The following is a 20,852-nucleotide window of genomic DNA, read 5'->3' on the forward strand; positions in this document are numbered from 1 at the left end:
CTTGGGTGGTGACTCAGGACTTCTTGACGGCGGGACGCTTGCGCACGCCCTCTTTTTTCTGCGTGCCGCCGGTACGGATCTGGTGCTCGCCGTGGAGGTAGGCGGCGATCGCCTCGGTGTGGCGGGCCGCCTTGGCGACGTTGGCCTTGTTGGAGGTCATCAGCGCCACGGCCAGCGCTTCGATGACGGCCAGCGCGGCGCTGGAACTGCTGGGCAGAACCGGATGCGCGCTGTGCGCATACAGCACGTGGTGTCCCAGCTCGGCGAGCGGCGACGCGGGCGAGTCGGTGATGGAGACGACGGTCGCGCCGGCAGCGCGCGCGAACCGGGTCAGCGACGCGGCGTCCAGCGTGTAGCGCGGCAGCGAAATCACGACCAGCACGTCACGGCCGGTGACGGTGGCGAGGTGGCTGGCCGCCACCTCCGTGCCGCCGCTCGCGGCCACTTCCACCACGTGACGGCAGAACGGCTGCAGGTGCATCGCGAGCGCGCCCGCGAGGAACGACGACAGCCCGAACCCCAGCACGTACACGGTACGCGCCTTCGTGAGCACCGTGCCGATGCGGTCGATCTCGCTGCCGGCCAGGCCGCGCCGGGTCGCCGTCAGCGCGGCCTCCGCATAGCCCAGGCTTTCCAGCGCGGGCGACACCTTCGCGGCGCGGCGCGCGATCGTGCTGCGCAGCTTTTCGACCGGCTGCAGCACGGACTGCAACGTCTCCGCCACCGCGCCGCGCATCGCCGCGTAATTTTTAAAACCGCGATCGCGCGCGAAGCGGCTGATGGTCGCCGTCGACACGTCGCACGCGTCGGCCAGTTCCTCGATGCCGAGCGCCGTCACGCGCACCTGGTTGCGCAGCACGTAGTCCGCGATCGCGCGGTTCGACGCCGATCCCTCGGCCAGCACGCGCAACAGCGACTGGCCGAGCGAAGACTCGGCGAAACCGATGTCGGGCGAAGCGCTGCGCGGGGCGGGATGAGCCATCGTAACCGGATGTCAATGAGTTAATGTTTTTAAATGTAAAACAGGTGCCTCGAAAAGTTCAACAAGATTTTGAAAATCGGCTTTCATCGATTTACGTTGTGTAAAAATTCATACATAATCGGCCGCAGCAGCAGCCGCCAGGAGATCTTGCGCATGCATACGAAGACACACCCGATCGCCGCCGAGCCCGGCCTCGCCGCCTACCAGCTCGCGTCCTGCCACTACGGCAGCGCGGGCAGCGGCAAGAAGGTCTACATCCAGGCGTCGCTGCATGCGGACGAAGTCCCCGCGATGCTGGTGGCGCACGTGCTGCGACGCGAACTGGAACGGCTCGATCTTGAAGCCCGCATCCACGGCGAAGTGATCCTCGTGCCGGCCGCGAATCCCATCGGGCTGTCGCAGGTCGTGCACGGCACGCCGCTCGGACGCTTCGACCTTGCCTCCGGCGTGAATTTCAACCGCGCCTTCCGCCACGTCGCCGACGAACTCAAGACGACGCTGGCCGGCAGGCTCGGGCCCGACGCGGCCGCCAACGTCGCGGCTATCCGTGCGGAAGCGCGCGCCGCCGTCGATCGCTGGGCGCCGCCGGATGCGACCCAGGTCTTGAAGAAAACGCTGCTGGCGCTGGCGATCGACGCCGACATCGTGCTCGATCTGCACTGCGACAACGAAGCCCTGCTGCACGTGTACACCGGTCCCGCGCTGGCGGACCGCGTAAAACCGCTGGCGGCGCTGCTCGGCGCGCGCGCATACCTGCTGTCCGCCGGCTCGGGCGGCGAGCCGTTCGACGAAGCGTGCGGCCGGTTGTGGTGGGAGCTCGCCGCGCACTTCGGACCGGCGATCCCGATCCCGCCGGCCTGCGCCGCCGTCACGGTCGAACTGCGCGGCGAGATGGACGTGCGCTACGACACCGCCGAACAGGATGCGCAGGCGCTGTTGCAGTGGCTGGCACGCGAGGGCATCGTCGACATCGCGCCGGGCGCACTGCCCGCGCCGCTGTGCGAACCGTCTCCGCTCGAAGCCGTCGAGCCGCTGCACGCGCCGCAGTCGGGCGTGCTCGTCTTCGTGAAAGCGCTGGGCGACGAGGTCGAGGCCGGGGACGCCGTCGCCGACATCGTCAATCCCGTCACCGGCGCGACGGCTACCGTGCGCGCCAGCCGCGACGGGCTGCTGTTCGCCAGCACCGCGCATCGCCACCTGCTGCGCGGCATGCACGTCTGTAAGATCGCGGGCACGACGCCCTTCCGTTCCGGTTCCCTGCTGAGTCAATGAGGCCAATGCGTATGCGCCTGCGAATGCCCAATACCTTCGTGCTGCTGTTCGCGATCCTGTCCCTGATCGCGCTGGCGACGTGGCTCGTCCCCGGCGGGAAGTACGAGACCCACCTCGTGAACGGCAAACAGCTCGTCGACCCTGCCTCGTTCCACTACGTCGCCAACGCGCCGCAGGGCCTCGTGGCGCTGATGAAGGCGCCCATCAAGGGGTTTGTCGAGGCGGCGCAGATCATCGGCTTCGTGCTGGTCGTCGGCGGCGCGTTCGCCGTCGTGCAGCGGACCGACGCGATCGACACCGGCATCCGCTCGATCGCCCGCATGCACGAGCACTCGGCGCTCGTGCGCGCCGCGCTGATTCCGGTCTTCGTCACCCTGTTCTCGCTCGGCGGCGCCACGTTCGGCATGAACGAGGAGGCGATTCCGTTCGTCCTGATCTTCGTGCCGCTGGCGCTGGCGCTCGGCTACGACACCATCGTCGGCGTGTCGATTCCCTTCCTCGGTTCGCAGGCCGGTTTCGGCGCCGCCTTCCTCAATCCGTTCAACGTCGGCATCGCGCAAGGCATCGCGGGCGTGCCCGTGTTTTCGGGGATCGGGTATCGTTTGATCGTGTGGGTGGCGGCGACGTTCGTCACGATCGTCTTCCTGATGTGGTACGCGGCCCGCGTCAAGCAGAACCCCATGCTCAGCCCGACCTATGTACTGGACCAGTCGCGGCGCCAGGAACATCCGGCGGCCGCGCCGTCCGGACAACCGGGCGACCGCATGATGGGACGGCACAAGGCGGTGCTGGCGATCTTCGCGCTGGCGCTGGGTTCGATGGTGATCGGGGTCGTGAAATTCGGCTGGTACATCGACGAGATCGCGGCGCTGTTCTTATCCATGGCGATCGTCGTGGGCATCGTCGGCCGCCTGGGGCCCGACAACTGGGTGGCGGCATTCATGCAGGGGGCAAAAGACCTGGCGCCGACGGCGCTCGTGATCGCGGTCGCGCGCGGCACGATGATCCTCGCACGCGACGCCCACATCATCGACACGATGCTGCACGGCCTGATGCCGCTCGTGCAGTCGAGCCACCCCGTGTTCGCGGCACAGAAGATGTACCTGATCCAGTCGGTGATCAACTTCTTCATCCACTCGGGCACGGGCCAGGCCGCGCTGACGATGCCGATCATGGCGCCGCTCGCGGACCTGGTGGGCGTCACGCGCCAGACCGCGATCCTCGCGTTTCAACTGGGCGAGCTGTCGACGCCGATGATCCCGACGTCCGGCATCACCGTCGGCGTGCTCGCGCTCGCGCGCGTGCCGTGGCTGACGTGGGCCAGGTGGATGATCCCGCTGCAGCTGATCTACCTCGTGCTGGCCCTCGCCCTGCTGGTACCGCCGTGCCTGATGCAGTGGGGCTGACCCCACCGCTTCACATCACTTCGCGATCTTGACGAGCACCACGTCGTTGACGCGCATCGGCACCTGCACGCTGGCCGTGCCGTTCGCCGCGATTGTTACCTTGCGCGTCTCAGGCTTGTCCTGCGTCTGCGCCTGCAGCTGCGCGACCTGCTCGCCCGTCAGCGTCTTCGGCTTGCCCATCTCGATGTAGGCCGTGTGCGCATCGTTGGCCTTGAAGCCCGTCCGATAAACCTGCATCGTGTACGTGCCCGGCTTCATGCCCTTCAGCGCGAGTTTCAAAGGCGTGCCGGTCTTCGTCGGCTGGACCACGCCGAAGAACGGACGGTTGCTCTTGTTGCCCATGTCCGGCGTCTGGAAGTCCCACGCGAGCACCTGCACGCCGTTCGCGTCCTTCGTCACCCAGCTTTGCTTGTCGGTGGTCCGCACCTGCTGGTCGCCCAGTTCATGCATGTACTTGTACGCGAACCAGGCCGGCTTGCGGATGCCCTGCGGGTTCATCAGGCCGAAACCGCCTTCGAACGGCGCGGTCGGCGGGCCCGGTTCCTCGAACAGGTCCGTGTAGGTCCAGTAGCTCATGCCCTGCGCGATGCCCTCGGTCGCCTTCAGCTTGCTGAGGATGTAGGCGGCGCTCATGTACGAATCGTGCACGAGGTCGCGCGGCGAGTAGCTGGTGCTCCATTCCGTGAAGTACAGGGGCAGCTTGGGCAGGTAGGACGCTTCGATTTCCTTCCTCACCTTGCGCACGTCGCCGACGATGCCGTCCGGCGATGGGGACAGCTTGTTGTCGCCCTTGCCCTCTTCGTCCAGGAAGCCGCCGTTCACACCATACGTGTGCGTCGTGATGAAGTCGACGGCCGCGCCGCTCTGCTTCGTGTGCGCGAGGAATTCCGGCACCCAGGCCGCGCCCGCCGTCGACGGACCGCCCACGCGCAACGCCGGGTCGATCGCCTTGAGCGTCTTCGACGTCAGGTCGAACAGGTCGAAATAGGCCTTCTGGTCGGCCTTTTCCCAGAAGCCGTCCAGGTTCGGCTCATTCCACACTTCGAAGAACCAGGTGCGCACTTCGTCCTTGCCGTAGCGCTGCTGCACGTGGCGCACGAAGGCGTCGACGAGGCCCGCCCACTGGTCCGGTTTCGGATGCGACGTGTTGCCCTTCCAGTAGAAGATCGTCTGGTCCGACGTCTTCATCGCGTCCGGCGTGAAGCCCAGCTCGACGAACGGCTTGATGCCCATGCCCAGCAGCTTGTCGTACAGGTAGTCGAGCTTGGTCCAGTCGTACACCGGCTTGCCGTCGACAACTTTATAAGTGCCCAGCACGTCGTGGAAGATGGCGTGGAAGCGGATGTAGCGGAAGCCCAGTTCATCCTTCGCAATCTTGAGCTGGGCCAGGCTGTCGTCGCGGATCAGCGTGCCCGGATAGTCGGAGCCCACCGACAGGTCGGCGAAGTGATCGCGGGCGACGGTCGGCGCCCTGGCGTCGATGACGATCTGGCGCCCGGCGTCCGCCGCCAGGGCGGTCGCGGGCAGTGCGAATGGAGTGGTAAAAGCCAGCGCCAGAGCGGCGCGCAGCACGGTGCGGCGGTGTCTCATGCTTATTGTCCTTATAACGTCGGAGCTCGCTTTTAGAGGAAATGTTTGCGCTAACAGTGCGAGTTGAGGACAGGATAGTAGATTACCGCCGTTTAGTAAAATCAAAAAACCAAATGACTTCCCGCAGCACGATGCGGGAAGCCGTGGTCCCGCGTTCTCAGCCGTCGATCCGCACGGACACGCCCGTGTTGCTATAGATGACGGTCGACTTGTAGCCGTCCGCGACGACGTTCGTGAACACGCCCTTGCGGCTGGCGGCCGACAGCACCGGATACGTCGTGCCGACGGACGGCCTGAAGCCGCCGGCGAATGTCACGTGCAGGGTGCCGCCGACGATCGTCGCCGTGCCTTGCACCGCCACCGTGCCCGCCTGATTGGCGCCGAGGGAAATGTCGAGCGTGCCCTTGTCCAGCTGCGCATAGTTACCGCCGATGGCGAGCTGGCCCGGCGCCGCGCTCGCGAGCGTGCCCGCGCCGCCGACATACACGTCGCCCATGCCGAGCGCGCCGTTAGCATCCGCTTCCAGCGTACCGCCGGCGATCTCCGTGCCGCCCGTCCAGCTGTTCTTGCCATACAGCGCCAGCCGGCCCGTGCCCTTGAGGGTCAGCTTGCCGCTGCCTGCGATGTCGTTGCGCCAGGCGTCCATCGCCCAGAAGCCGCCGCGCGACGCATCCATCGTCACGACGACGCTGCCAGTGAACACGCCATAGCCGTCCGCCGCGGCGAACAGATTCAGGCGGCCCCAGCCTTCGGCGTCGTCCAGCAACGGATAGCCCGACGGCAGCGCCGTGCTGCGCAGGACGGCCCGGCGCTGCATCGCATCGAGATAGGGCAGGCGCGTCTCGAGGATGGCTTCGGCGCCCTTGGGCACGACGGCCGGCACATTCGTCGCCTTGATGGGCGTGAAGCCGAACGTCAGGCGGCGCAGATAATTCGCCTTGTTCGTGTCGTGGTCGGCGAAGCGGTCCGTCGCCGCCGTGCCGCCGTGTGCGTAGGCATACAAGGTGTCGGCATTCGTGCCCGTCTGCGCCTGCAGCCAGGCGTGGGCGTCGGCATAGGCCTTCTGCTTCAGTGTCGCGTTGGCGGCGGCGTTGATGTTGCCCGCGAAGATGGCATGCGCCAGCATGCGGCCGCCCATCACGTCCAGCGGCGAATGCATGCCGGCCAGGATGCGGTTCTCGCCCAGTTCCATGCCGCGCGAGATCATTTCCTGGAAGCGCTCAGGCAGCGCGTACGCCATCGCCAGCGAGTTCAGCATCGCGGCATTCGTATGGCCGCTGGGGAAGCCGCCGTCCGTCGCCGGCGTCGGGCTCTTCGCCGGTTCCAGCGCCGGCACGACCTTGACCGCGCTGCTCCAGCGCCACGGCCGCGGGTATTTGTAGAAACGCTTGGACGGTTCGGTCGAACCGTTACCGCGCATCGCATTGATGAACGACACGACAGCGCCGAATTCGGCCGTGGTCGCATCGCCGGCGCCGTTGCCGCCGTCGTCATATTTGACCGTCGTGGCGTCGGCCGCGACGGCCGTGATCGTTGTCGTCGCCCGGGACCCGGTACGCCAGGCGGCCGTCAGCGGGCCCATGCCGTCGACGATGCTGTAGGCCTGGTTCTGGCGGTCGTCCAGGTAGGCGTTCGTCGACTGCGCGGCCGTGCGCTGCGCGGTCGCGTCGACGACGTACTGGATGTTCTTGTCGTGCACGGCCTGGTTCAGCACGGCACCCTGGCCCGGCAAGCCGTTCCACGTGCTGACGTCGACCGTCTGGGCGGCGGGCTGCCACAGTTCCAGGAACGGCGCCAGCGCGCGCACGCCCGCGTTGACGTCGATCGTCTGCTGGCTCTGTTGGTTAGTTGCGGCATTGTCGACGAAGGCGGCGACGGATGGCGCCGGCACATTCTCGACGAAGCCCGGATCGGCCGGCGCGACGGGTGTGGTCGAGACCGGTGCGACATCGATGTAGTCGCTGCTGCCGCAAGCGGACAACAGCACGAGGACGGCGATGGCGATCGCGTGGCGGGACAGAACGGCGTGGGAACGAGGCATGGTTGCTCCGGAGACAGTGGAGCCGCGCATTATTCCTTTGCAATATGACGAGAACGTGAAGTTCGCATGCGTGCGCCGGTGTCATGAAACTGGGCATGAAACGTCGATCGACGTGAGGTGTGCGTACTGAAACTTCCATGAAAAAAAGGGACAGGCGCATGCCTGTCCCTTCTTCCGTTTTTGCGGCAGCCTCATTGGGCCGCCGTCGTCTCCCCACTGATCTTTCCCCGGCCGGTATTACTCGGCCAGGCGCTTCTCCAGCTGCTGCTTGGTGGCCACCAGTTCCTGCGGCAGGCGGTGGGCCAGCTTGTCGAACAGCTCGCTGTGCAGCTTGAGTTCTTCGCGCCACGCGTCCTTGTCGATCGACGTGATCATGGTGAACTGCTCGGCCGTGAAGTTGATGCCGGTCCAGTTCAGGTCGCCATACGTCGGCGTGGTGCCGAACATGTGCTCGACGCCGCCGGCCTGGCCCTGGCTGCGGTCCAGGATCCACTTCAGCACGCGCATATTGTCGCCATAGCCCGGCCACACGAACTTGCCCTGCTCGTCGGTGCGGAACCAGTTGACGCAGAAGATCTTCGGCAGCGCTTGCGGGTTCTTGTCGGCCACTTTCTTGCCGAGATCGAGCCAGTGCTGGAAGTAGTCGCTCATGTTGTAGCCGATGAACGGCAGCATGGCGTACGGGTCGCGGCGCACGATGCCCATCTGGCCGGCGGCGGCGGCCGTCGTTTCCGAGCCCATCGTGGCGGCCATGTACACGCCTTCCGTCCAGTTGCGGGCTTCCGTCACGAGCGGCACCGTCGTCGAACGGCGGCCGCCGAAGATGAAGGCCGAGATCGGCACGCCGGCCGGATCGTCCCAGGCCGGGTCGATCACGGGGTTGCGCGTGGCGGCCACGGTGAAGCGCGCGTTCGGGTGCGCGGCCTTCGTGCCGGACGCCGGCGTCCAGTCGTTGCCCTGCCAGTCGATCAGGTGCGCCGGCGGCTCCTTCGTCATGCCTTCCCACCACACGTCGCCGTCGTCGGTCAGCGCCACGTTGGTGAAGATGACGTTTTCGCGCAGCGACGCCATGCAGTTCGGATTGGTCTTTTCGTTCGTGCCCGGGGCGACGCCGAAGTAACCCGCTTCCGGGTTGATGGCGTACAGCCTGCCGTCCGCGCCCGGCTTGATCCAGGCGATGTCGTCGCCGATGGTCGTGACCTTCCAGCCTTCGAAGCCGGCGGGCGGGATCAGCATCGCGAAGTTCGTCTTGCCGCAAGCCGAAGGGAATGCGGCCGCGATGTATTTCTTGTCGCCCTGCGGCGATTCCACGCCCAGGATCAGCATGTGTTCGGCCAACCAGCCGGGACCGCCCTGCTGGGCGTCCTGGTAACCCATGTTCGAGGCGATGCGCAGCGCGAAGCACTTTTTACCGAGCAACGCATTGCCGCCGTAGCCCGAGCCGAACGACCAGATCTCGCGCGTTTGCGGGTAATGCACGATGTACTTGGTCGAGTTGCACGGCCAGCGCACGTCCTGCTGGCCCGCCTGCAGCGGCATGCCGACGGTGTGCACGCACGGCACGAAGTCGCCGTCGCTGCCCAGCACGTCGTACACGGCCTTGCCCATGCGGGTCATGATCCGCATATTGACTGCGACATACGGCGAATCCGACAGTTCCACGCCGATATGCGCGATCGGCGAGCCCAGCGGGCCCATCGAGAACGGCACGACATACATCGTGCGGCCGGCCATGCAGCCGTCGAACAGGCCGTTCAGGGTCTGGCGCATCTCGTTCGGGTCGACCCAGTTGTTGGTCGGGCCCGCCTGCTCCTTCGTCGCCGCGCAGATGAAGGTGCGGTCTTCCACGCGCGCCACGTCGCTCGGGTCGGAGCAGGCCAGGTAGGAATTCGGACGCTTCGCCGGGTTCAGGCGCTTCATCGTCCCGGCCTCGACCATCTGTGCACACAGGCGGTCATACTCTTCTTCCGAGCCGTCGCACCAGTAGATGGCGTCCGGCTTCGTGAGGGCCGCGATGTCGGCCACCCAATTGATGAGTTTGTTGTGCTTGATGTAAGCTGGGACGTTCAGTGCGGCGACGCCGCCCATCACGGGCTGGTTCATACATACCTCCAATGCCAATTAAGAATTCCTGGCGATTCCGATGCCTTTTCATGCGGCAGAGGCGGCGGCCTGCAATGCGCGCGGTCATCGAAATCCCGTTAATCTTGTCCCGGCAGGATCGTCGTCACGGATGGCCTCGTGGGCCCGCACCAGGGAATCCGTGCGGTTCACGGCTCGGCGCTACGGCGGTCATGTCGCCAGCCCGGGGACGCGTGTGCGCGGTGCCGCCGGACTGGTTGGAACGTGTGCTGCTGGCCTCAAGTAATATCAATCTGACATCACTGGCTCTTATGTCTGGTCGATTCTACACCTGCATAAACCCGTTTCAAATGCTTCAATAACAAAAATGTAGGAATTTTGGTTGAGTAATGTAGTAGGCTATTTCCTGTCGTTCAAATTCTGTCATTTCATTACTTTCTTGCCGATAACATCTGCCAACACCCATGAAAATTGCGATCCTTGACGATTACCAAGACGCCGTACGCGGCCTCGAATGCTTCCGTTTGTTGGACGGCCACGACGTCAAAGTGTTCAACAGTTCGACGCGCGGACTGGGCCAGCTCGCGATCCGCCTGGCGCCGTTCGACGCCCTCGTGCTGATCCGCGAGCGCACCCCGTTCCCGCGCGCGCTGCTGGCGAAGCTGCCGAACCTCAAGCTGCTGTCGCAGACGGGCAAGGTCGCCGGCCACATCGACGTGGCGGCCGCTACCGAGCACGGCGTCGCCATCGCGGAGGGCGTCGGCTCGCCCGTCGCGCCCGCCGAACTGACGTGGGCACTGATCATGGCGGCCAGCCGCAAGATCGTGCCCTATGCCAATAACCTCAAGGACGGGCTGTGGCAGACGGCGTCGATCAACCCCGAGCTCAACGGCCTGGGCCGCGTGCTGAAAGGACGCACGCTGGGTATCTGGGGCTACGGCAAGATCGGACACCTGATCGCGGGCTATGCGAAGGCGTTCGGCATGCAGGTGATGGTGTGGGGCAGCGAAAAAAGTCGTGCCGCCGCGGCCGCGGACGGTTTATCGGCCGCGCCGACGCGCGCCGCGTTCTTCGAGCAGGCCGACGTGGTGACGCTGCACCTGCGGCTGAACGATGCGACGCGGGGCATCGTCACGGCCACCGATCTGGCGCGCATGAAGCGCGACGCCTTGTTCGTGAACACGAGCCGGGCGGAACTGGTCGAGGAAGGCGCGCTGGAGGAGGCGCTGCGCAAGGGCCGGCCGGGCCAGGCGGCGCTGGACGTGTTCACGAGCGAGCCGCTGGCGGCGGATGCGCCGCTGCTGAAGATTCCGACCGTGCTGGCGACGCCGCACCTGGGCTATGTCGAGCGGGACAGTTATGAACTGTATTTCCGGGCGGCGCTCGAAAATGTCGTGCAGTTTGCGAACGGAAACCCGACCAATATCCTGAATGCCGAGGTGCTTTCGTAGGGGTGGGAGGCCCTCCGACCACGCGTTACGCCAACAAACCGCACACGTCACGCGTGGGCACGTGATTGATGTCCCCGGCATCAATCACCCACGCTACGAATCAACGTAGCTCGGGCTCTCCGGTGAAATTCGGTTTCTGCATCGGCATCTCGTGCCGCCGCGTCCACAACCCGGCCCAGCCGGGCGGCCATTCGATCACGGGCCCGGCATACGCCGGCAACCCGCCGCGCACGGCCACGACGGGCACCGGCGGCATCTCGATCAACCCGCCGTCCGCGTTCTTTTGCATCGGCGCCATGTCGAAGGAATACATGTAGCTCGGCAGCAGCGCGTCGCACACATTCGCGAACCAGGCCGTGTGGTCGTCGTCGCGCCCGAGCGCGCGCGCGAGGCCTTCGGGGTCGAACATCGCCAGCGCGTGAATGAGCTCGTCCGTGCTGGCGCCGGGCGCGTCGCCCCAGCCCATCACGGGATTGTTGTTGTAGTCGGCACCGGAGCCGTACCAGCCTTCGCGCCAGGGTCGCTGCATCCAGTCGCGCTGGCCCGTGAACAGATGCCAGCGCCAGTGCAGCCCGGACGGTTTCGGCCAGGAATACAAATACAATTTTTCGTAGCCGGCCTTGTGCAGCTCGCGCACCATCGCCATCAGGCGCGCATGCGGCATGCGGTCCGGCGGCGAGCGGCGGAACAGGATCGCTTCGCCGTCGGCGTGCTGCACTTCGTCGGTCGACAGGTTCAGGTCGAGCGTACGCGTTTCGTTGCCGAAGCGTGCGGAAATCCAGCCTGTCAGCAGGTTGACGTGGGTGATGACGCCATAACCGCGATGGCGGTGGAAGATGACGGTTCCGGGTGCGACGGGTTTCATTGGGAAGGCGGGCTCGGCCCAAAAAGGAGAAAGGATACTCATCCGATCCGAACGATTCTAGCGCAGACACATACGGATACACTACGGTTTGCGGCTATCATTACCCACCTTTTTTTACCGAGTTTTCAAATCATCATGACTTTGCGGATCATCGCCACCGGCGGCACTTTCGACAAACACTACAACGAACTCAACGGCGTTCTGGGCTTTGCCGAAAGCCACCTGCCGGAGGTCATCGCGCGTTCCCGCATGACCATTCCCGTCGAGCTGCAGGTCGTCTCCCTGCTCGATTCGCTGGACATGCAGGACAGCGACCGCCGGAACGTGCTGGCCGCCTGCCAGGGCGCCAGCGAAAAGCAGATCGTGATCGTGCATGGCACGGATACGATGCGCGAAACGGCCGAGGTGCTGGGCGCGGCCGTTTCAGACAAGACCATCGTCTTCACGGGCGCCATGATCCCCTACGAGATCGCCAACTCGGACGCCCTGTTCAACCTGGGCTTCGCCTGCGCCGCCGCGCAGACCCTGCCGCCGGGCGTCTACGTGGCGATGAACGGCACCGTGTTCACCTGGGATAACGTCACGAAGAACCGCGCGGCGGGCGTGTTCCAGGCGCTGTAACCCACCACCGGGGTCAGAGCCCCGATTTTGGAAATTTCCCAAAATCGGGCTCTGACCCCGGTGTGCCGGGCGCTGCACGCGGTCGCCAGTTCCTATAATGGTTTTTCCCACGAACCTGAGGAGCCATTGCGATGAGCGAGCAGCGCCCTACCCTGACCACGCGCCAGGGCCATCCCGTCCGCGACAACCAGTCCATGCGCTCCGTCGGCGAACGCGGCCCGGCCACCCTCGAGAACTACCAGTTCATCGAAAAGATCACCCACTTCGACCGCGAACGCATCCCCGAACGCGTGGTGCATGCGCGCGGCACGGGCGCGCATGGCTATTTCGAAGCCTACGGCAAGATCGGCGACGAACCGGCCAGCAAGTACACGCGCGCCCGCGTGCTCAACGAGACCGGCGTGCAGACGCCCGTGTTCGTGCGCTTCTCGACCGTGATCGGCGGCAAGGAATCGCCGGAGACGGCACGCGATCCGCGCGGCTTCGCGGTCAAGCTCAAGACGGTCGACGGCAACTGGGACCTCGTGGGCAATAACCTGAAGGTCTTCTTCATCCGCGACGCGATCAAGTTCCCGGACATGATCCACGCCTTCAAACCGGACCCCGTCACGAACCAGCAAGAGCCCTGGCGCTTCTACGACTTCATCTGCAGCCATCCGGAAGCGCTGCACATGGTTACCTGGGTCAAGAGCCCGTGGGGCATCCCGGCCAATTACCGCGAGATGGAAGGCTCGGGCGTCAATACGTATAAACTCGTGAACGACCAGGGCATCGCCCACCTCGTCAAATTCCACTGGCAACCGAAACAGGGCGTGCGCAACCTGACGAGCCGGCAAGCCGCCGAGATCCAGGCGCACGACACCGGCCACGCCACGCGCGACCTGTACGATGCGATCGAGCGCGGCGAGTTTCCGGAATGGGAATTCTGCGTGCAGGTCATGAGCGACGGCGAACATCCCCAACTCGACTTCGACCCGCTCGACGACACCAAGCGCTGGCCGGAAGACCAGTTCCCGCTGCTGCCCGTGGGCCGCATGGTGCTGAACAAGAACCCGGATAATGTGTTTGCCGAAACGGAACAATCGGCCTTCGGCACGGGCGTCCTCGTCGACGGCATCGATTTTTCGGACGACAAGATGCTGCAGGGCCGGACGCTGTCGTACTCGGACACCCAGCGCTACCGCGTCGGCCCGAACTACCTGCAATTACCGATCAATGCCCCGCAAGACAAGGCCGTGGCGCGCACGAACCAGCGCGACGGCCAGATGACGTTTTATGTCGACGACGGCGGCGAAGAAAAACACATCAATTACGAACCGAGCCTGCTGGGCGGCCTGGGTGAAGCGCCGCAGCCGGACAAGGATTATCACCAGCACGTCGAGGGCCACCTGGGGCGCTACCAGACGAGCCGCACGGCCGACGACTACCTGCAAGCCGGCGAGCGCTACCGCACGTTCGCGGATTGGGAGCGCGACGAACTCGTCAACAACGTCGGCGGCGACCTCAAGAAATGTCCCGAAGTGATCCAGCTGCGCATGGTGTGGCATCTGTGGCATTGCGACGAGGATTACGGCCGCCGCGTGGCCGAGGTCGCTGGCATCGATCTGGAACAGGCCAGGGCCCTGCAGCCGCTGCCGGGCAAGCCGGCGCCGGGACAGCGCCGCGAGACGCCGACGTACACGGGCGGCCAGCCCGAAACCGGCGGCGGCAAGAAGGAGCCGGCGACCACGGAGGAAGTGGCGGCGGCGAAATAAAAGCAAAACGGCCCGGACATGCATCCAGGCCGTTTTGTTGGCGCGGCACGATCGGTGGGCACGGGGTGCCCACCATGCACACCGCGACATTACGACTTGGCTTCGCCGCCCAGCGCCTCGACCAGATCCGCCAGCATCTTGGCCAGCTCGCCGGTCATCAGCATGACGTCGTTGTCGAAGCGTTCGTCATCGCTGTACGTGATGGTCTCGTTTTCCTTGATCACGTCCAACGGCTTGATGCCCTTGACGGCCAGCTGCTCGGTCAACACGAGCGAGATACGGCTGTTCCACGTCATGGCCAGGCGCGTGCACTGCTTGCCGGCGGCGATGTGGCGGCGGATGTCTTCCGGGTCCAGCGAGTGTTTCACGTAGCGCACGGCGGCCTTGCTCTCGCCCGTGGCGCGCAGTTCCGTGTCCTGGTCGATCGTGAAGTTGTACGGCGCCTCGTCCGATTCCAGCCAGCCCGTCATCACGGCGACCGGCGAGCGCTGCACGCGCAGCGATTCCAGCGGCATCTTGTCGACGGCCTTCAGCAGCAGCTTGATGACGTCGTCGGCCTTGCTCGGGCTGGCCGCGTCGACGATGAGCCAGCCGTTGACCGGGTCGATCCACGTCCACACGTTGCCGCGGATCGAGAAGGCGCGCGGCAGCAGCTCGTCGGCCACGCGTTCCTTGAGTTCCTTCATCGCCTTCTTGCCCGGCGGGAAGCCCTGCTGCTCTTCCAGCTCGGCGGCCTTGGCCTTGGCGACCTGGTTGATGACCGAGCTCGGCAGCAATTTCTTTTCCGTGCCCAGCATCATGAGCATCTGCTTGTTGACGACGTGGACGAGCTTGCCGTTGCCGCGTGGCGAATCCCAACCCTGGCGCAACAATTCATTGCTGGTGGCGGGCGTGAACGCCTGCGACTGCAGCGCCTCTTCCATCTGTTCAGGGGAAAAATTCCACGGTGCGGGCAGGCGGTAGATCTGAAGATTCTTGAACCACATAACGTTGCTTCCAGTTATCTCGATATTTCAAAGGAACGACATTCTACACGCTGACTGGCGGCAAAATTCACGTCGTTGGCGATGGTTTTTTAATGTGTTGCACGTTCGTCAAACAAGCTCAGCTGCTCCACCGTCTCCGTATCGCTGAGCCGCACGCCGACGCCCAGCAGCCGCACGGGACGGCTCGCGCGCAGCCAGCCCGCTTCCATCAGGTGGCGGTAAGTCTCCAGGTTCGGCGCGTAACCGACGCACTCGACCGTCGTGCGCTGGAAATCGGCAAACTTAATTTTTACAAACAACTTGTTGATGAATTTTTCAGCATTATTTCTCTTGATCCGGCCCAGCAAGTGTTCGTACAGGTCGGGCAGCAGCGCAAGACAGGCGGCCAGATCCGGCACGTCCGGCGTGTACGTCTCCTCCGTGCTGATCGATTTGCGCTCGCGCACGGGATTCACGTCGCGGTAGTCGATGCCGCGGCACAGGTCGTACAGACGAGCGCCGAACGAACCGAAATGCTGCTGCAACTTGTCCATGCTCCAGTCGCGCAGGTCGCCGCAGGTTTGCGCGCCGAGGCTGTGCAGCTTGGCAGCCGTCACCTTGCCCACGCCGAACAATTTTTTCACGGGCAGCGCGGCAACGAAGGCGTCGACTTCGCCGGGCTTCACGAGAAACAGCCCGTCCGGCTTGTTCCAGTCGCTGGCGATCTTGGCCACGAACTTGTTTGGCGCCACGCCGGCGGACGCCGTGATGCCGACCGTCTCGGCAATGCGCCGGCGGATCTCCTGGGCGATCAACGTGGCGCTGCCCTTGCAGTGCGGCGAGTTCGTCACGTCGAGGTAGGCTTCGTCCAGCGACAGCGGTTCCACGAGGTCCGTGTAGTCGCGGTAGATGTCCATGATCTGGCGCGACGCGACCCGGTACTTTTCCATGTTCGGTGGGATGAGGATCAGGTCCGGGCACAGCTTGACGGCTTGTGCCGTCGCCATCGCCGAATGGATGCCGTAGCGGCGCGCCTCGTAGTTGCAGGTGGCGACCACGCCGCGCTGCTCGGCCCGCCCGCCCACGGCCAGCGGCCGGCCGCGCAGGGACGGATCGTCGCGCATCTCGACGGATGCGTAGAAACAATCACAATCGCAGTGGATGATCTTGCGGACGTGGGCGTTCACGGTGACGGTCGCCCGCGCCGAGCGACTACTGTAATTGCATACAGTATCGTCGGATTGTGGGTTTAATGCAAGTAGGAATGCCGCCGCGGGACGCGGCGGCGGATGCGGCAGGTATTACTTCGCCGCGCTGGAGTAGCTGCACGACTTGACGATGCCGTGCGCCGGATCACCGAACACGGTGTTCGAGCACTTGACGGAACCGGTAAAAGTCTTCGTCACGAAGCTCGTGGCGGTGCCGTAGCGCACGTCGCGCGTACCGCTGAACGAGCACGTGCCGCCTTCGGTGGCGCACGTGGTCCAGGTCACGGCCGTCGTCGCCGGAGGCGTCGTGGTGACGGCCGCCAGCGCCGCGTTCACGGCAGCCGCCGCGTTGACGATGCCGGCGCCGCAGCCCGAGCACGGGGCCGGGAATGCGCGCGCCGTCGACTTCAGCTTGGCGGCCACGTCGTCCGGCGTCAGGTTCGGATTCGCCGACAGCATCAGCGCAACGACGCCGGCCACGTGCGGGGTCGCCATCGACGTCCCCATGTACGCCGCGTAGCTGTCCGAGGCCGGCGTCGTCGTGCCCGAGTTCAGCGTGGACAGGATGCCGGCGCCGTTGTCGCCGCCCGGTGCCGCGATCGTCACGTTGGTGCCGTAGTTCGAATACGACGCCTTGCCGCCCGAGCGGTTGGTCGCGGCGACGGTGATCACGCCGGCACAGTTGGCCGGGTTGGTGTTCGACGCGTTGGTGTTCGCATTGCCGGCCGCGACGACCACCACGGCGCCGCGCGAACGGGCGCTGTTGATCGCGCTCTGCGTCGTCGTATCGCACGCGCCGGTGCCGCCCAGCGACAGGTTCAGCACGCGCGCCTTGTTGGCATTGGCCGGCACGCCGGTGACGGTGCCGCCCGACGCCCAGACGATGGCGTCGGCGATGTCCGACGTGTAGCCGCCGCAACGGCCCAGCGCGCGCGCCGGCACGACCTTGGCGTTGTAGGCGATGCCGGCGACGCCGAGGCCATTATTCGTCTTCGCGGCGATCGTGCCGGACACGTGGGTGCCGTGCCAGCTCGAATTCTGGTCCGCGGCCGGGACGCCCGTGCCGCAGCTGCCGGCCGGCGCCCAGTCGCCCGGATCGCTGGCGTCCGTGTCGCGGCCGCCGCCGTCGTTGGCGACGGTGCTCGTGGAGATGAAGTCATAGCCCTGCAGGATCTGGCCGGACAGGTCGGCATGCGGACGGTAGCCCGTGTCGATCACGGCGACGTTGATGCCGGCGCCGGTCGACTTGTCCCAGGCGGCCGGCGCGTTGATGCCGCCGGTGGCCTCGTACAGGTCCCACTGCTGGGTGTAGCTGGGGTCGGTCGGGGTGGCCAGCGGGACCATGATGCGGTCCGGCTCGGCGTACTCGACGCTGGCGTCGCGCGACTTGAGCTCGGCGGCCAGCTCGCGCGCCTCGTCGAGCGACATCGTGCGGTTGAGTTGCAGCACGTTCGCGCCGTTCGCCGTCGCGCGCAGCGCGCGCAGGGTGGCGCCGTAGGTCTGGCCGGCGCGGTCGAGCAGCGCCTGGCGCGCGCGGTCGATGCCGCGTGCCGCCACGCCCGTCTTCGACGTGTCGCTGTCATCCTTGTACTTGACGATCAGGCGATCCGTCTGGACCACGTAATGGGTGGCCTGGGCCGCGTCCTGACCGGCGGCGCCGGCAACCAGCGGGGCGGCGGCGATCAGAGCCGCTGCACAAAGCTTCAACATCGGGGACATCGTGTGGCGCTGCGTCATGCTGCATCCTTTCCGGGAAACCCGAACTAAGCGAACTGGGCAGCGTAACGAAAAACGGCCCGCGAGGGGCCGTTTTCGGTTTTTTTACAACAGGAAAATTTTAGTTAAGTAATTGAATTTTAACGGTAATTACTCTGGCTACAACATACGGCTTACCAGACCAGCTTGAGCGTGTACTTGCCGCTGGTCGACCCGGTGCCGCCGGCGTAGTACACGACGCGCACGTAACGGGCCAACGTGCTCGAGCCCGTATTCGTTGACGTCGCGCTGTCCACCGAGCCCGTGCCGTTCTCGCTGTACGACAGCAAGGTACCCGCGCTGTTGTAGATGTACAGGTCGTAGTCCGCGCTCGCGTTCGGCGTCATCGTCGCGGTCAGCGTTTTACCGGCCGGCAGCTGGACGACGAAATAGTCCGAGTCGGTCGAGCTGCCCATCGTGCCGTTGACCGTCGTGCCGGACGTGGTCACGCTGTCGGCGGTGCTGACCGTGTTGTTCGACTCCGATTCCGAGATCGTCGTGCCGCCGCCGCCGGTGCCGGCAGCCGCATCGATCGCGGCCGAGGCATCGACGATGCCGGCGCCGCAACCCGAGCAGCTGGCCGGGAACGGCCGTGCGCTCGACTTCAGGCGGGATTCGACGTCGTCCGGCGTCAGGGCCGGGTTCTTGGACAACATCAGCGCGGCGACGGCCGCCACGTGCGGCGTCGCCATCGACGTCCCCATGTACGAAGCGTAGCTGTCGGCGCCCGGCGAGGTGGTGCCGGCGTTCAGCGTCGAGAGGATGCCGGCGCCGGTATCGCCGCCCGGTGCCGCGACGTCGACGATGGTGCCGTAGTTCGAGTACGAAGCGCGGCCGCCGGAGCGGTTCGTCGCCGCCACCGCGATCACGCCGGCGCAGTTGGCCGGGTTGCTGTTGCTGGCGTTCTGGGACTCGTTGCCGGCGGCGACCACGACGACGGTGCCGCGCGAACGGGCGCTGTTGATCGCGTTCTGCGTCGTCGTGTCGCAGGCGCCGCCGCCGCCCAGCGACATATTGATCACCTGGGCGCGCGCCGCGATGTTCGGCACGCCGGACACGGTGCCGCCCGAGGCCCAGATGATGCCGTCGGCGATGTCCGACGTGTAGCCGCCGCACTTGCCGAGCACGCGCACCGGCACGACCTTGGCGCCGTACGCGATGCCGGCGACGCCGGTGCCGTTGTTCGTCAGCGCGGCGATGGTGCCGGCCACGTGGGTGCCGTGCCAGCTCGAGTTCTCGGCCGGCTGGCCGCTGCCGCACTCGCCTGCCGTGACCCAGTCGCCCGGGTCGCTGGCGTCGCTGTCGCGGCCGTTGCCGTCGTTCGACACGGCGGTATCGGAAATGAAGTCATAGCCGGCCAGGATCTGGCCCGACAGGTCGGCGTGCGGACGGTAGCCCGTGTCGATCACGGCCACGCGGACGCCGGTACCGGTCGACTTGTCCCAGGCGGCGGGCAGGTTCATGCCGCCGGTCGCTTCGAAGTAATCCCACTGCTGGCTGTACATCGAGTCGTTCGGCGTGAACAGCGGGTGCATCATGCGGTCCGGCTCGGCGTACTCGACGGACGCATCGCGCGACTTCAGGTCGGCCGCCAGCTTCGCGGCGTCGGCCAGCGACACCTTGCGGTCCAGCTTGAACACGCGGGCGCCGGTGGCGATCGCATGCGATTCCTTCACCAGCATGCCGAACTGCTGGCCGGCGCGGTCGACCAGGGCCTTGCGCGACGCCGTCAGCGGCGCGGCGCTGCGGCTGATGGTGGCCATGCCTTTCGCGCTCTTGACGGCGACTGGTGCGCTCTCGTCCTTGTACTTGACGATGATCCGGTCGGTCAGGTCCGCGACGACCATCTGCTTTCCGGCGGGTGCGGCCTGCACGTTCGTAGGCGTCCCCGCGCCCGCGACGCCGGCGCCGAGACCGAGGACGGCCACGGCGCACAATTTCAACATTGCCGGATACTTCGATTGCTGAGACTTCATGTTTATTCCTTTTAGAAAAACACAAAAGTTGATTTTCCGCAGGCGTGATTGCCTGAGATCTCGTTGTATCAGTGTCTTTTTGGACACCAATTGTCCATCTGAAAAGCGGACATGGCAGATTAGCGCGAAAGAAATGAACGTGTAGAAATTTCACAATTGAATTCGATGCATATACAACACATTCGAAATCTGATAGCGCTAAAACCTAGATTCTTCGGAAAAATGTGAACTCAACAAAAGAACATATCGCTTATAAATCGCCAACGAATTAACAATGTTTCGTTACCATTAAGCGTTGCACACACATCCAATTCATGCGCGTCAATTCGGGGTCAGAGCCTAATGCCGTTAAGTTAAGGTTCTTCGAAGGCGGCGCTCGGGATAACGCTGGGGCTTGGCTTTAGTGACCCGGTCGAACTTTCGGCCGGGTCGGTAGACATTCAGTTCGAGTAGCATCCTTTCACGCATACGTTTCAAGACGCCAGGTATGTTTCCTTGGGCCTGCAAGGCCGCGACATGCTGCATCTCGAATTGAAATGCTGACAAGGCGAACACAAAGCTGATATCACTAGGGGCGCACTTGGCTTGTTCAGCGGTGCGCGCCATTTCCAGGCGTACCAGGTTATACGCGAGAAGCGTGCCCCAGATCTCTTGTCGGGTCGATTCCACACTCAGGCTGCGCAGGCTCAGCGCCATGCCCATCATGGATTGCTTGATCTCGCGGTAGCTCGTCTCGATTTGCCAGCGCCGGCCGTAGCATTGGCGCAATTGATCGGCAGGAAAGCGTCGACGGTCCAGCAGCGAAGTCAAAAGATAAACGAGCCGCCCCTGCGGCGTAGGCGTCAGAACGGCCCGTGCGCGCCAGTGTGCGGGCAGGTCCGGAT

Annotated in this window: 15 protein-coding genes; 5 read left to right on the forward strand and 10 right to left on the reverse strand. The window is 65.0% G+C overall.

What is annotated here, in order from left to right; translation table 11 throughout:
* Nucleotides 1-13: 13 nt before the first annotated feature.
* Nucleotides 14-982: a MurR/RpiR family transcriptional regulator gene (locus U9J41_RS22175; protein WP_322404322.1), complete on the reverse strand. Its 969-nt coding sequence runs from the start codon at nt 980-982 to the stop codon at nt 14-16.
* Nucleotides 983-1,135: 153 nt separating this feature from the next.
* On the opposite strand from U9J41_RS22175, the gene U9J41_RS22180 reads away from it, so the two are divergent.
* The gene (locus U9J41_RS22180; RefSeq protein ID WP_322404323.1) at nt 1,136-2,254 is read left to right on the forward strand and encodes a succinylglutamate desuccinylase/aspartoacylase family protein; all 1,119 of its coding nucleotides are present in this window, start codon (nt 1,136-1,138) and stop codon (nt 2,252-2,254) included.
* 23 nt (nt 2,255-2,277) lie between these two features.
* Nucleotides 2,278-3,660: a YfcC family protein gene (locus tag U9J41_RS22185; RefSeq protein WP_322404324.1), complete on the forward strand. Its 1,383-nt coding sequence runs from the start codon at nt 2,278-2,280 to the stop codon at nt 3,658-3,660.
* Nucleotides 3,661-3,675: 15 nt separating this feature from the next.
* Here the strand turns inward: U9J41_RS22185 and U9J41_RS22190 are convergent, their stop codons facing one another.
* The 3 genes from U9J41_RS22190 to U9J41_RS22200 form a co-directional block, all read right to left on the reverse strand.
* Entirely contained in the window at nt 3,676-5,250 is a 1,575-nt protein-coding gene (locus U9J41_RS22190) for a GH39 family glycosyl hydrolase (protein ID WP_322404325.1), read from the reverse strand.
* 157 nt (nt 5,251-5,407) lie between these two features.
* Nucleotides 5,408-7,291: an acid phosphatase gene (locus tag U9J41_RS22195; RefSeq protein WP_322404326.1), complete on the reverse strand. Its 1,884-nt coding sequence runs from the start codon at nt 7,289-7,291 to the stop codon at nt 5,408-5,410.
* A 237-nt stretch (nt 7,292-7,528) separates the two neighbouring features.
* Nucleotides 7,529-9,394 carry a phosphoenolpyruvate carboxykinase (GTP) gene (locus tag U9J41_RS22200; protein WP_322404327.1) on the reverse strand — a complete coding sequence of 622 codons (1,866 nt, stop codon included), beginning with the start codon at nt 9,392-9,394 and terminating at the stop codon, nt 7,529-7,531.
* A gap of 443 nt (nt 9,395-9,837) precedes the next feature.
* Between U9J41_RS22200 and U9J41_RS22205 the strand changes: the two genes are divergently transcribed.
* Nucleotides 9,838-10,824: a D-2-hydroxyacid dehydrogenase family protein gene (locus U9J41_RS22205; RefSeq protein ID WP_322404328.1), complete on the forward strand. Its 987-nt coding sequence runs from the start codon at nt 9,838-9,840 to the stop codon at nt 10,822-10,824.
* A 100-nt stretch (nt 10,825-10,924) separates the two neighbouring features.
* On the opposite strand, the gene U9J41_RS22210 is transcribed toward U9J41_RS22205, so the two are convergent.
* A complete protein-coding gene (locus U9J41_RS22210; protein WP_322404329.1) occupies nt 10,925-11,689 on the reverse strand; it encodes an L-asparaginase in 765 nt (254 codons plus the stop codon).
* Nucleotides 11,690-11,824: 135 nt separating this feature from the next.
* Between U9J41_RS22210 and U9J41_RS22215 the strand changes: the two genes are divergently transcribed.
* Complete coding sequence (locus U9J41_RS22215) at nt 11,825-12,310, forward strand: asparaginase domain-containing protein (protein ID WP_322404330.1); 486 nt, start codon at nt 11,825-11,827, stop codon at nt 12,308-12,310.
* Between the two features lie 131 nt (nt 12,311-12,441).
* Nucleotides 12,442-14,064 (forward strand): catalase, encoded by a 1,623-nt coding sequence (locus tag U9J41_RS22220; RefSeq protein ID WP_322404331.1) that lies wholly within the window; start codon nt 12,442-12,444, stop codon nt 14,062-14,064.
* A gap of 89 nt (nt 14,065-14,153) precedes the next feature.
* On the opposite strand, the gene U9J41_RS22225 is transcribed toward U9J41_RS22220, so the two are convergent.
* The 5 genes from U9J41_RS22225 to U9J41_RS22245 all read right to left on the reverse strand — a co-directional run.
* On the reverse strand, nt 14,154-15,050 hold the full coding sequence (locus tag U9J41_RS22225; protein ID WP_322404332.1) for a recombination-associated protein RdgC: 897 nt from the start codon (nt 15,048-15,050) through the stop codon (nt 14,154-14,156).
* A gap of 89 nt (nt 15,051-15,139) precedes the next feature.
* Nucleotides 15,140-16,216, reverse strand: coding sequence for a DNA polymerase IV (gene dinB / locus U9J41_RS22230; RefSeq protein WP_322404333.1), 1,077 nt, complete (start codon nt 16,214-16,216; stop codon nt 15,140-15,142).
* Nucleotides 16,217-16,330: 114 nt separating this feature from the next.
* The gene (locus U9J41_RS22235) at nt 16,331-17,974 is read right to left on the reverse strand and encodes a S8 family peptidase (protein ID WP_322404334.1); all 1,644 of its coding nucleotides are present in this window, start codon (nt 17,972-17,974) and stop codon (nt 16,331-16,333) included.
* Nucleotides 17,975-18,126: 152 nt separating this feature from the next.
* Complete coding sequence (locus U9J41_RS22240; protein WP_322404335.1) at nt 18,127-19,968, reverse strand: S8 family peptidase; 1,842 nt, start codon at nt 19,966-19,968, stop codon at nt 18,127-18,129.
* 348 nt (nt 19,969-20,316) lie between these two features.
* The coding region (locus tag U9J41_RS22245; protein ID WP_322404336.1) for a transposase at nt 20,317-20,852 on the reverse strand (536 nt) is incomplete at its 5' end.

Source organism: Massilia luteola, assembly GCF_034420155.1.
In the GTDB taxonomy this organism is placed as follows: Bacteria; Pseudomonadota; Gammaproteobacteria; order Burkholderiales; family Burkholderiaceae_D; genus Telluria; species Telluria luteola.